Here is a 12,818-nt window from a genome sequence, read left to right as displayed (position 1 = left end):
CGTTATGCAGCTTAATAAACTCCGTCACTGTTTGGGGACTCGATACGTCGAGGTGCTTAGTTGAGTTTTTCATGTAATACCGCTAGCACACCTCAAACAGTGACTTTGCTCAACTGCATGGATTGGGCTAAAGGCGGAACTACGTGCAAATGATCAAGCCTCACCCGGAAATAATCACAAACGATGAACGGGACGGTTCGATTCCTCGCCGGGGCTAACCAACTGGGCAGGACTTTCCCGGTTGCTGGCAATGAGTACTCGAACAGGTAAGAAAGGCCCTGACGATTTCCAAGGCCGCCACGAAAAACAAACGCAGACTCCTCGCTCCTGCCGCCAGGCTCTACGGTCCGTCACCTCGTCAAATCCGTCAAAACGCCCACAATTTCAGTCATAATTGGAGGGCGGTTTCGTAATCACTAACGAAGGGTGGCGTGACAGGGAGCTTCTTGATCGTCGAGCAGCCGTCCTTTACCGAGGTTGGCAAGGAGTAAGCTATGAAGGAAGTGTGGTTAGGATCTGAGGCAGCTGCGGGAGAAAGGTAAAGCGAGCGCCGATTCTGACGACAAAGAATTTGGTTGTTGGTTGTTTATGGTTGCAACGGGGCCCGGGATCTAAAACCGGTGCCCCGCCTTTTTTTTGAAGGAGGTGCGGAGCGCGATTCCGTGCCCTCGGGCCAGCCGATTGAGGTTTACGTCCCTACGCTTACTAACTGGAAACGGCAATCATAACCACGGATTTCGGGGATTGCTCGGATGGAAAAGAAGCTCGGAAGTCTGTCCCAACACCCTCCGTAGTTCGACGATTGCCGGGCCTGTCTCCCCGCACGCAGTGCCTCCTAGCATCGCACACCGGCTGCGCGAGAGCTGTTTCGGTTCCTTTATCTCACCAGATCCGAAGCTCTTGCGCAGGCGGTGTGCGATGCTAGTGCGTCATTGAGTAGAAGATGATGTTGATTCCCAGCGGATAGGCCTTCTTCTCGGAAAACTCCTTGAAATAATACTCGCTGACACCCTCCTGCTCCCACCCGTCGCCATTGTCGGTGTTGTGGCAGATGATCACCATCATGCGGCCTTTGTCGTCAAAGATAGCGCGGTAGTGAGGCGGACCGGCGCCCTTCTCGTAGGTGATTCCCGTCATCTCACTCCGGATGCCGGTCAGTACATTGGGCACCTGTGGCTTTTCTTTGAGAGGGAACACACAGCTGAAGATCGGGTGATCGTCCGCAAGCTCCTGAGGTTCCCGGTCGGGAAATAGCCGGGCCAGCTCCAGCTTCAGCGGACGCCATTCCCGTTCCCCCCAAAAATCATCGAACATAAGAAATCCACCATTGAGCAAATACTTTCGAAGGGCGCTGATCTCCGCTTCGGAAAAGTGCAGTCGGCCGGGCTCGACGATGTAAATGAAGGGATAGTTGCTGAGCCGATCGTCCGTGAGTGAAATAAAATCACCATCCGGATGAACGCGGATCGAGGTCAGTTGTTGAAGCCGCCAGCTGAAGTTCAAATCGCTGTCCGGAGCATCGGTGAGCCACCGATTCTCACTCCCCCCGAAACCGTAGGTTCCGTCCACCGTGTAGCGCACCCGAACGAAGGCGAAATTCTCGTAGAGGAACTCCGGATCTACCTTCCAAGTGGGCATCTGAGCGCCCTCGGACGCCACTTCGCGGGCGTTGCGTGGCTCACCCGAGTCGAGGGGGGACTGTGCACGGGAGCAGAAGGAGAAGGTGGAGCAGGCGAGCAGAATCGCCGTCAGACGGGAAGCCCAGTTGTCGATGTGGTTCATCACGACTGCCGCTAGTTTGCATAGGGCGGAGCAGAAAGCAAGGGAGGGAAACCATCCGAATCTACACTTGTCACCGGCGGGGCGGGGAGGCTAGTTTCGCCGAGATTTCTACCTATGAATAAAGCTATCCGCTTCAAACTGTTCCTCATGATGGTTCTCCAGTTCTTCATCTGGGGAGCCTGGTTGCCGCTCATTTTTGGTTACTTGCCTAGTCTTGGTTTTACCACCGGCCAGCAATCCTGGATCCTGAACGCCTTCCCGATTGCCGCCATTGTGGGCATGTTCTTTAGCAATCAGTTTGCGGATCGCAATTTCGCGGCCGAGCGATTTCTGGCCTTCAGCCATTTGGTGGCCGGTCTGGCCATTCTGGGGCTGGCCTACACGCGCTCGTTTTGGCCGTTCTTCTCGCTGATGATGATCCACTGCCTGCTCTACGTTCCGACCATTTCGATCACCAACTCGATTGCCTTCGCCAGCATGAAGGACGCGCAGCAGGAATTCGGCATCGTGCGCATGGGCGGTACCATCGGCTGGATCCTCGCGGCCTGGCCGTTTACCTTTATCTTGGTGGACTGGGACAAGGTTCGCGCGGCGAACGCCACCGGCTTTGTCGATTGGCTCGGAACCGTGCTCAAGAACGGATTGACGGGCGAGGCTCTGCAGCAGGGCACGACCTGGACCTTCATCGTGGCTGGGGTGGCGTCACTGCTCCTGGCTGCGTTCAGCCTCACGCTGCCTCACACTCCGCCGAAACCGGCGGTTGCTGGTGCTGAGTCGCTGGCCTGGCTTGGAGCCGCCCGCTTGCTGAAGCACCCCTTTGTTCTCGTTCTCTGGATTGTCACCTTCGTCGATGCGTTCGTGCACAACTGCTACTTCAATTGGACCGGCACCTTCCTGAGTAAGGTCGGCATTCCTGGCAATTGGATCATGCCCGTGATGAGCATTGGTCAGATTGCCGAGATCCTCACCATGTTCGTCCTCGGGGCGGCTCTCAAAAAGATGGGCTGGAAGGTCACCATGACGATCGGAATTCTGGGCCACGCGGCCCGGTTTGCCGTCTTTGCGTTTCTTCCCGACCTGACCGGGCTGATCGTGCTGGTCAATGTGCTCCACGGCATTTGCTACGCCTTCTTCTTCGCCACTGTTTACATCTTCGTGGACGAGTATTTCCCGAAGGATGTTCGAGCCAGCGCTCAGGGCCTGTTCAACGTCATGATCCTGGGCATTGGTGCTTTGGTCGCCAACTCAGTCTGTCCTTGGTTGATGCAGGAGAAGTTCACTTCGAACGGGGTCATCGACTTCAAAGGCCTGTTCTTGGTTCCCTGTGCGGCGTCCTTGGCTGCGGCGATCGCTCTCGCGCTCTTCTTCCATCCGCCCCGTAAGACGCAGCCAAACGCGGCCGGGTCGTCGGCTCCAGCTCACTGATTTAGTTGGGCCCCCAATTTGTTGCTCTGGAGAATGTAGGTATGAAACGAAGCGGTTCACGAAGGCAGTTCCTCGGCTACGGATCCAGTGCCGCCGCACTGGGCCTTTTGAGCGGTTGCGCCTCGATTCGTGGTCGTGGCGAGCTGTTCAAGATCTCCTTGGCCGAATGGTCGTTCCACAAGACGCTGTTCGAAGCCAAGACCATGACGAACCTGGATTTCCCAATCCTCGCGCGCCGGACTTATGGGATCGGGGCCGTCGAGTACGTGAATCAGTTCTTCAAGGATAAGGCCAAGGATTACGCCTACCTGCGTGAGCTCAAGACGCGATGCGACGGGGAAGGGGTTCGCAGTGTGCTCATCATGTGCGACGGGGAAGGGGAACTTGGGGACGTCGATCCCGCCAAGCGATCCGAGGCGGTATCCAATCACCACAAATGGGTCGATGCCGCGCGGTTCCTGGGGTGCCATTCCATTCGCGTCAATGCCGCCACCGGCGGGCAAGGGAGCTTTGAAGAGCAACAGCGGCGCGCCGCGGATGGGCTCTTCCACCTTGCCGAGTATGGGGCGCGGATGGGCATCAATATTATTGTGGAAAACCATGGGGGCCTCTCGTCGAATGGGGAGTGGCTGGTAGGCGTCATGCGCCTCGTGGGGTCCTTTCGTTGCGGGACTTTGCCGGACTTTGGAAACTTCAGCGACTACGACCGCTACCGCGGAGTGGAGGAGATGATGCCCTACGCCAAAGGGGTGAGCGCCAAATCCAACGACTTCGACGATGCGGGCAACGAGACTCAGACGGATTATCGCCGCATGCTCAAGATCGTGCTGGCCGCCCACTACCACGGCTATATTGGCATTGAGTATGAAGGCTCCCGTCTGAGCGAACACGAGGGCGTTCTTAAAACCAAGCAACTGCTCGAAAAGATCCGCGCCGAACTGGCATAACAAGAAGAAGGAGTGAGGAGTGGCGAATGATAAGTGACGAGTTGCCCGAGGCGAAGCCTGACAGCGCTATCCCAGTTGCGTTGTCCGTCTGGCAATCCGGAGTGTAGGAGCCGGGGTATTGAGGTATGCGTGACAGATCGACCGTCCCGGCGATGCCTTCGGAGACCTCCTAACGGGCTGGCTGAAAATGTTTTTTGCGAAAAGGGCTTGCTAGCTTAGGACCCCGCTCGTAGATTGCGCCCCGTCAGACGGATCGCGGGGTGGAGCAGCCTGGTAGCTCGTCAGGCTCATAACCTGAAGGTCCTGGGTTCAAATCCCAGCCCCGCAACCAATTCCTAGGATTAATACCCTAGACCTGAAAAGCCTGCCATTCGGCAGGCTTTTTTTGTGCCTGGTGAGGACTTCTGCGCGTGGGCGCCTCCCGCCGCCTTCAGGATGCGGAGAGAAACTGCCCCTAACCTTCTATCGCGGAAACCACCGCCCGGTGGCGCCTAACCCTTCACGACCAATTCGTTGAACGTACGTTCAACGAATTGGTCGTGAAGGGAACAAGGTTTGGCGCTTGCCTGCCGTGGCCTGGCCGCCTAGGTTGCAGCCATGTCTCTCCCCACGAATTCCCCTTCGAGTTGCGACTGTGCTCTGCCGCAGAGCATCCCCCGCCGCAGATTCCTCAAGACCACTGCTGCCGGCCTGGCTGTCGCCGCCGCGAGTAAGGCTTGGATGCCTCACCAGGCTCTCGCTGGCCCGACTCCGAATGATGTTTCGGAGACCCTGGCGGCCCAGCTCTACAAATCACTTTCCGAGGAACAACGCCGCACGCTTTGTTTTGACTTCGGTCATCCCTTGCGTGAGAAGGTCGACAACAACTGGCTCATCACCAAGAAGTCGATCCAAGACGTCCTTAAGCCCGATCAGCGAGATCTGGTGGAGCAGATCTTCCGTCGTCTCCACGCTCCCGAATTTGCGGATCGCGCTATGCAGCAGATGGTTCACGATTCGGAAGGTAAGGGATTCAACGCCGGCACGTCCGTCGCTTTGTTCGGGCAACCTGGCACGGGCAAGTTCGAATTTGTGCTCACCGGACGCCATTGCACTCGTCGATGTGATGGCGATGCGGTCGCGGGGGCAGCCTTTGGCGGCCCTATTTTTTACGGCCATCAGGCGGGAGAGAAGGATGCCGAACCGGCCGATCATCCGGGTAATGTGTTCTGGTATCAGGCCAAGCGCGTCAACGAGGTCTTTCAGGCGCTCGATGGTCGCCAACGCGAGGTGGCTCTCATCGATGGCCGAGGTCGAGCCGAGCAGGCGACGCAGACGGTCAAGCTCACAGGAAAGAAGGCCGGGCTCCCTGGAATTCGCGTTGGCGATCTTGCGAAGGACCAGCAGGGCTTGGTTCAAAAAGTGATGAAAGACTTGTTGGCTCCCTTCCGCCAGCCCGACGCCGAGGAGGCCATGAAGCTGGTCCAGAAGCAGGGCCTGGAGAATTTAAGCCTGGCTTACTTTAAGCAGCAGGATGTCGGCAATGATGGCGTTTGGGATGTTTGGCAAATCGAGGGGCCCAGCATGGTTTGGTATTTTCGCGGCGAACCTCATGTCCATTGCTACGTGCATATTCGAGATGGGGTCGCTTAGCTGCTCCTCTCGTTGACCGCGGGCTAAAAATTTTCTGGACCTGTCTCGGCGTGTCCCGACAGGGTGAGTAAGCGGGCCGAGGCCACTCAGGTCACTCCGCGCTTCGCCTCGCTGAGACTATGCCCAACACTATCAAGACCCCCGGGGTCTTCATCACTGAGAAAAATGCGTTCCCGAACTCGGTGGTTCAGGTCGCAACGGCGATTCCCGCGTTTATTGGCTACACGCCCCAGGCCCATCCCGTCTACAGGGGACGGTCGTGCGCCAGAACACCGATCAGGATCGAGTCATTTGGGGACTTCTTAGCTCACTTCGCGGTTCAAACGACGCCTAGCCATGGCGGGCCGCCTGAGATCGCTCCCGATGACCAGCAGTATGCGCCTCGTTATCACGCCATTCCTGCGAAGCAGGGAAGCGGAGGGGACATCACCCTCTCGGGGCAACACTACGACCTCGAGCCCGACCCCGGCTCCGTCTACTACTTGTTCTCCTCCCTGAAGCTCTTCTTTCAAAATGGCGGCGGACCTTGTTATGTGATTTCGATCGGTTCTTATGGACCCATTTCCGGAAAACCCAAGGCTAAGGACGAAGCCCTGATCAACCCTAACGTCCTGTACGCGGATCTTAAGGCTGGACTGGATCTGCTGCTGACTGAGCAGGAACCGACGATGATTGTCATTCCTGATGCGGCGTTGCTGAGCCGCGGGGAGCACGCGTCCTTGATGCAAGATGTGCTGCGGCAGTGTGGCGCGATGCGAAGTCGCATCGGCATCGTGGACGTGCCCGGTGGCGACGCTCCGGATCCGGCCAGCTGGATGTCGGACGACATTCTGCCTTTCCGGATCGCGATCGGGACCGAGTTCCTTAGCTATGGTGCCGCTTACTACCCCTTCTTGCGCACCTCCATTGTCTCCGAAGCCGACATTGGCATGGCGAACCTCGGCGGGCCTTCCGTCCTGGCAGGGCTGCTGCCGGAAGCTGCTGCTGAACCGGTGAAAACCTTGCTGGCGACTGCTGCAAATCCACCCGCGGCGAATGCTCTAACGCCTGTTCAGCTCGAGAGTGCCCTCCGCGGCGCCAGTAAATCCTATTCGGCGCTCGTTCAGGGGGTGTTGGGCAAGATCAACACTCTGCCGCCAAGTGCGGCGATGGCTGGAATCTACGCCGCGACAGACGACAGCCGTGGCGTTTGGGCGGCGCCAGCTCGTGTGGGCATCAACGCCTTGGGTGTAACACTTGCTATCTCCGACGCGGCTCAATCGGACCTGAACATTGACGCCGCATCCGGAAAGTCGATCAATGCCATCCGTTACTTTCCAGGTAAGGGAGTCATGCCGTGGGGAGCCCGCACTTTGGATGGCAACAGCAATGAGTGGCGGTATATTTCGGTGCGGCGAACTCTCATCATGATCGAGCAATCGCTGCAGTTGGCAACGCAGGCCTATGTCTTCGAGCCCAACACGGAGAACACTTGGGTGACGATAGCGAGCATGGCGAGCAACTTCCTCGACAACTTGTGGAAACAAGGCGCCTTCGTGGGGGCCAAGCCGGAGGAGGCGTTCAGTGTGGCCATCGGCCTGGGAAGAACCATGACAGCGCAGGACATCCTGGATGGCTCCCTGAGGCTGATGGTCCTGGTGGCGGTCCTGCGTCCGGCCGAGTTCCTGGCGGTTCAGATCCATCAGAAGATGCAGCCCAGCTAGCCGCAAGTACCGCCGGCGCGAGGCTACTGCGTGCGGGCAGCGAGTCTCTATGGACCACGGTGGCACGACCTCATCTTTACCTCCAAAATGGGGACTAGACAAGCTGGGCAACGCCGGCTTTTCTCGCTTTGTCGGCAAGGCCCGAACCCCCAGGGTTCAAAGAAATTTAGCCGGGGGTGCTCGCACCCCCGGAACTGTTAAAAGTACGGAGCATCACGCAGCGATGCCACTGGCTTCTGAGACTTGCGTCAACCACTTCAAGGAACCTAATCCGTTCGTCCGCCCATTGGCCGACGGGTGGCACGCCTTTCAGGGTGCTGTTGAATGGGGGGCCGACAGACCGGGGGTGTCGCTGCGCTCCACGCCCCGGCTAATCTCTTTGAACCCGCAGGGTTCTCGGCTTCGGCATCAGGACCTCACGCGAACACGCGAGTTTGCACAGCTTTCGACACCGGAGCGAGCGATCGGTTCGCGGATCTGAAGCGGGACTTGCCAAGGCAGGGCCCGCTGATGCCATTGTTCCTCTGAGTCCCTCCCACTCGGCGAACTGCAATGTCCTGAACAAAAGTTGCTGTTGCCGCGTCTAGTCTGTTTGATATCAAGTATTCCAGTCATGTCCTCGATTTCAAAGATCTCGATTCAGTGGCCCCGGGAACACCGGGGCGGCGGTTGGGTGTGGGCCCTCGGATTCCTGGCCGTGGCGAATCTGGGCTTCTCCGCCCCTGCCGAGGCACCCGTAAGTTTTAATCGGGACGTTCGTCCCATCCTGTCTGACAACTGCTTTGCCTGTCACGGATTCGATTCCAAGACCCGGAAAGCTGGCTTGCGGCTGGATGTTCCGGAGTCCGCCCTTCAGCCCAATAAAGACGGGAAGACTGCGATCAAGCCAGGGCAGCTAAACACCAGCGAAGTCTGGCAGCGCATCATCACTCAGGACGCGGACGACGTGATGCCACCGCCGGATTCTCATAAGACCCTGACTGCCGAACAGAAGGACATCCTCCGACGCTGGATTTTACAAGGAGCCCCTTACCAGAAACACTGGGCCTTCGAGCGTCCCGTCAAGGCGGCGCCTCCGGTGGTAAAGAACCAGCGCATGGTCAAGAATCCGATTGATCAATTCCTGCTCCAGAAACTGGAGAAGGAAGGATTCGGCTATTCGCCGGAAGCGGATCGGGTGACGCTCCTGCGTCGGATCAGTTTCGCCCTGCGGGGACTCCCACCGACGCCCGCCGAGGTCGACGAGTTCCTCGCTGATAGATCCTCCGACAGCTACGCGCGATGGGTGGATCGCTTCATGGGATCCATCCACTTTGGAGAGGAGATGGCAAAACACTGGCTGGATGTCGCTCGCTATGCCGACACGCATGGCATGCATCTCGACAACGAGCGATCAATGTGGCCCTACCGCGACTGGATTGTTCAAGCCTTCGCTCGGAACCTGCCCTTTGATCAGTTCACCGTGGATCAGATTGCGGGGGACCTCCTGCCTTCGCCCACCTCGGAGCAGTTGGTGGCCACGGGGTTCAACCGCTGCAACGTCACCACCGGAGAAGGCGGATCCATCGAGCCGGAGTGGCTCTTTCGTTATGCGGTGGATCGCACCTCGACCACGGTCCAGGCCTGGATGGGCCTGACCGCTGGATGTGCCGTGTGCCATGATCACAAGTATGATCCATTGTCGGCTCGGGAGTTTTATTCCCTCTATGCCTTCTTTAACAACGCGGCGGATCCCGCTCTGGACGGCAACATCCTGCTGACTGCCCCGGTCGTCAAGCTTCCCACGCCCGAGATGGACCAACGCTTGGCCACGCTCACCTCCGAGCTAACGCAAGCCCAATTGGCGGTCACCCAGGCGCTCACCCAGGTTGCCTACGTTGATCCGGCCCTCCAGCAACCTCCGCCGGCCTCCCGGCCTTTCGAGAAGGTATGGCTGGACGATGAGTTTCCTTCCGGTGGAAAACTCACCGCCGCAGGAGCGGCCTTAAAGTGGGTCAAGGCGGAGGAGGGCAAGGTGCTTTCTGGCAAACGGGCCATTCGTCGCGAGGAAAAGGGATTGGGACAAGATGTTTGGGAAACCACCAGTGCTGCGCTGGAAGTTCCATTGGTGGCCCGGCTGTTTGCCTCCGTCTACCTGGATCCCACCAACCAGCCCAAGAGCATCATGCTGCAGTATCATTCGGGCGGCTGGGACCATCGCATGGTCTGGGGAGATGCCGATGCAATCGAGTGGGGGGCCAAGGGAACCGTGGGTCGAGTGCATGCGGGGCCGCTTCCAAAAGTGGGCGAGTGGGTTCAGTTGGAGTTCGATGCAGCCCAAGTGGGCCTCAAATCAGGAGATCGTGTTACTGGCTTCGCCATCACCCAGTTCGGTGGATTGGTTTACTGGGATAAGGTGGGTGTTCGTGGTCGAATTGACCCCGCCAATGATCCTGCCAGCTCCCTGCTGGTGTGGCAGCGTCAGAACGACGGCAAGGAACCCGGCGGAGTTCCTGAGGAGGTGAAAAAGATTTTCAAAACGACGAGCCTCACCAATCGTGCGCCGGATCAGGCTAAAGTGCTCTCCGACTATTTTCTTTCCAGAGTTTGCGTCGATCTCAAGCCGACCTTCCAGCCGCTCCACACGCGGGTCGACGACTTGCGTAAGAAGCGTAGCGACGCCGAGGGCGCCATCCCGGGAAGCCTGATTTATCGAGATCGAGATAAACCGCGGGAGAGTTTTGTGATGCTTCGCGGACAGTATGATCGACCAGGGGAAAAGGTGACTCCGAATGTGCCGGCCATCTTTCCCCCCCTCAAGAACACCAATATCGCGACCCGGCTCGATCTGGCCCGTTGGCTGGTCAGCCCGGACCATCCGATGGTCGCCCGCGTTGCCGCGAATAGGTTCTGGCAGCAGTTCTTCGGAACGGGGCTGGTTAAGACGAGTGATGACTTTGGAACCCAGGGAGCGGTCCCGAGCCATCCCGAGCTGCTCGACTGGCTGGCGGTAACGTTCCAGGAATCAGGCTGGGATGTGAAGGCTTTGGTCCGAATGTATCTCACTTCGGCCGCCTATCGACAGTCCGGCCGCGTCACCTCCGCCTTGTTGGAGAAGGATCCGGAGAACCGTTGGTTGGGCCGTGGACCCCGCTTTCGGTTGGATGCTGAGCAAATTCGCGACAACGCCCTGTTTGTCAGCGGTCTGATCGATCTTACTCCTGGCGGACGAGGGGTTCGGACCTATCAGCCTCCCAATATCTGGGAGCCGGTGGCGTATGTCGGCTCCAACACGCGCGATTACAAGGCTGATACGGGATCGGCGCTCTACCGTCGCAGTCTGTATAGCTTTTTCAAGCGGACGGCTCCGCCTCCCTTCATGTCCTCCTTTGACGCTCCAAATCGGGAGCAATTTTGCTCGCGACGAGAACGTAGCAACACTCCTTTGCAAGCGCTGCAGCTCCAGAATGACGTCCAGCATTTTGAGGCAGCTCGAGCGCTGGCCCAGCGCATGATGCTGGAAGGGGGAACGACGGTTCGCGATCGCATTCGATTTGCCTATCGGGTCGTTCTAGCCCGCAAGCCTTTGCGCGACGAGGTGGCGGTTGTGGAGGAGGCGTTTCAGACCCACCTGGCCCGCTATCGAGCGGACGTGAAGGCCGCGGAAGCATCGATTCATTTTGGCGAGTCGAAGCCCAAGGCGGGATTGGATCCTGCGGAGCTAGCCGCCTACACGCTCACTGCCAATCTGTTGCTGAACCTGGATGAGACCGTCACCCAAAACTGAGATGCCATGAATCCTCTGCTTGAATATCAGCTGCACCAAACTCGCCGGCAATTCTTCGGTCAGAGCGGTCTGCGGCTCGGCGGGCTTGGGCTCGCTTGGTTGATGGGAAGCGCCGGGTTTCGATCCACGCTCAACGCGGCCGCCGCCACCCCCTCGGTTCGTGTCCATCCTCCCTTGCCGGGATTTCCACACTTTCCGCCCACGGCAAAGTCGGTGATCTACCTGCATATGAATGGCGGCCCGGCGCAGATGGATCTCTGGGACTATAAGCCGGGGTTGAAGGAATACTTCGACAAGGATCTTCCCGACTCCGTGCGCCGCGGACAACGGATCACCACCATGACCAGCGGACAGTCACGGTTGCCGGTGGCACCCTCCAAATTCAAATTCAAACAGTATGGGAAGTGTGGACGGTGGATCAGCGAGTTGATTCCCCACACCGCCGAGTTCGCGGACGACATCGCGCTGGTGAAATCAGTTCACACCAACGCGATCAATCACGACCCAGCCTGCACGTTTGTAATGACCGGCAGCGAGGTGCCAGGAAAAGCCAGTCTGGGCTCCTGGCTGAGCTATGGGTTGGGAAGTGAGAGCAACGACCTGCCCGCGTTTGTGGTGATGACGCCGACCTTCCCGTCGACCGGAAATGGCCAAGCCATCTACACGCGCATGTGGGGAAGCGGTTTTCTCGAGACCAAGCACAATGGCGTGGCGTTGCGGTCAGTGGGTGATCCCGTCTTGTTCATCAAGAACCCCCCAGGAGTGGAGTCGGGCGACCGACGCACCCTGCTCGAAGCACTGAATCGCCTGAATCGAAAATCGTTCGAGCGATTTGGAGATCCTGAGATTCAAACGCGAATCGCCCAATATGAAATGGCGTTCCGCATGCAGACCAGTGTTCCAGAGCTCACGGATCTCACAAAGGAATCGGAAGCCACTCTCGGTCTGTACGGCAAGAATGTGCAGAAGAGCGGAACCTTTGCGCACTCAGCGATCATGGCCCGCCGCTTAGTGGAACGTGGCGTGCGGGTGGTGCAAATTCTTCACCGCGGGTGGGATCAGCACGACAATTTACCTGTGGCTCTGAAGAACCAGTGCGAGGACACGGACCAACCCATCGGAGCTCTGTTGCGTGACCTTAAGCAACGCGGTCTGCTGGACTCGACCTTGGTGGTGTGGGGCGGGGAGTTCGGACGGACCGTATATTCCCAAGGGAAGCTGACAGCCGACACATACGGCCGAGATCATCATCCGCGCAACTTCTGCATGTGGATGGCGGGTGGCGGGGTGAAAGGCGGATCCTCGTACGGCGAGACCGACGACTTCAGCTACAACGTCGTCGAGAATCCGGTGCACATCAATGAGTTCAATGCGACCATGCTGCATTGCCTAGGTATTGATCACAAGCGGTTCTCCTTTAAGTTCCAGGGACTCGACCAGCGTTTGACCGGTGTGGAAGAGGCTCGAGTCGTGAAAGAGTTGTTGGCGTAACGGATCGTGTCGCTCTGGAGTGCGGTGGCACGACCTAAGCATTACCCACAAGTTCAGAAGATCTTGGACCTC

7 protein-coding genes and 1 tRNA gene are annotated in these 12,818 nt (G+C 58.3%); 7 read left to right on the top strand and 1 reads right to left on the bottom strand.

Annotated features, from left to right (window positions below; translation table 11 throughout):
* Positions 1-921: 921 nt before the first annotated feature.
* Positions 922-1,782: a DUF4159 domain-containing protein gene (locus tag JNN07_24610; GenBank protein ID MBL9170937.1), complete on the bottom strand. Its 861-nt coding sequence runs from the start codon at positions 1,780-1,782 to the stop codon at positions 922-924.
* A gap of 114 nt (positions 1,783-1,896) precedes the next feature.
* Here JNN07_24610 and JNN07_24605 point away from each other — a divergent pair, with 114 nt between their 5' ends.
* The 7 genes from JNN07_24605 (at position 1,897) to JNN07_24575 (ending at position 12,746) form a co-directional block, all read left to right on the top strand.
* Positions 1,897-3,207 (top strand): MFS transporter, encoded by a 1,311-nt coding sequence (locus tag JNN07_24605; protein ID MBL9170936.1) that lies wholly within the window; start codon positions 1,897-1,899, stop codon positions 3,205-3,207.
* 143 nt (positions 3,208-3,350) lie between these two features.
* Positions 3,351-4,154, top strand: coding sequence for a sugar phosphate isomerase/epimerase (locus JNN07_24600; protein MBL9170935.1), 804 nt, complete (start codon positions 3,351-3,353; stop codon positions 4,152-4,154).
* Between the two features lie 254 nt (positions 4,155-4,408).
* Positions 4,409-4,485 (top strand) — tRNA-Met (locus tag JNN07_24595).
* Positions 4,486-4,874: 389 nt separating this feature from the next.
* Entirely contained in the window at positions 4,875-5,786 is a 912-nt protein-coding gene (locus tag JNN07_24590) for a DUF3500 domain-containing protein (GenBank protein MBL9170934.1), read from the top strand.
* 119 nt (positions 5,787-5,905) lie between these two features.
* On the top strand, positions 5,906-7,489 hold the full coding sequence (locus tag JNN07_24585; protein MBL9170933.1) for a phage tail sheath family protein: 1,584 nt from the start codon (positions 5,906-5,908) through the stop codon (positions 7,487-7,489).
* A 613-nt stretch (positions 7,490-8,102) separates the two neighbouring features.
* On the top strand, positions 8,103-11,255 hold the full coding sequence (locus JNN07_24580) for a PSD1 domain-containing protein (GenBank protein MBL9170932.1): 3,153 nt from the start codon (positions 8,103-8,105) through the stop codon (positions 11,253-11,255).
* A gap of 6 nt (positions 11,256-11,261) precedes the next feature.
* The gene (locus JNN07_24575; protein MBL9170931.1) at positions 11,262-12,746 is read left to right on the top strand and encodes a DUF1501 domain-containing protein; all 1,485 of its coding nucleotides are present in this window, start codon (positions 11,262-11,264) and stop codon (positions 12,744-12,746) included.
* Positions 12,747-12,818 lie beyond the last annotated feature (72 nt).

This window comes from Verrucomicrobiales bacterium (genome assembly GCA_016793885.1).
GTDB lineage: Bacteria > Verrucomicrobiota > Verrucomicrobiia > Limisphaerales > UBA11320 > UBA11320.
The sequence above is the reverse complement of the archived record's forward strand: the minus strand, read 5'-3'. Positions and strand labels throughout refer to the sequence as shown.

Coding starts and splice junctions, on each gene's coding strand:
- JNN07_24575 (MBL9170931.1), top strand. CDS start 11,262: ATGAATCCTCTGCTTGAATATCAGCTGCACCAAACTCGCCGGCAATTC.
- JNN07_24605 (MBL9170936.1), top strand. CDS start 1,897: ATGAATAAAGCTATCCGCTTCAAACTGTTCCTCATGATGGTTCTCCAG.
- JNN07_24590 (MBL9170934.1), top strand. CDS start 4,875: ATGCCTCACCAGGCTCTCGCTGGCCCGACTCCGAATGATGTTTCGGAG.
- JNN07_24580 (MBL9170932.1), top strand. CDS start 8,103: ATGTCCTCGATTTCAAAGATCTCGATTCAGTGGCCCCGGGAACACCGG.
- JNN07_24610 (MBL9170937.1), bottom strand. CDS start 1,782: ATGAACCACATCGACAACTGGGCTTCCCGTCTGACGGCGATTCTGCTC.
- JNN07_24585 (MBL9170933.1), top strand. CDS start 5,906: ATGCCCAACACTATCAAGACCCCCGGGGTCTTCATCACTGAGAAAAAT.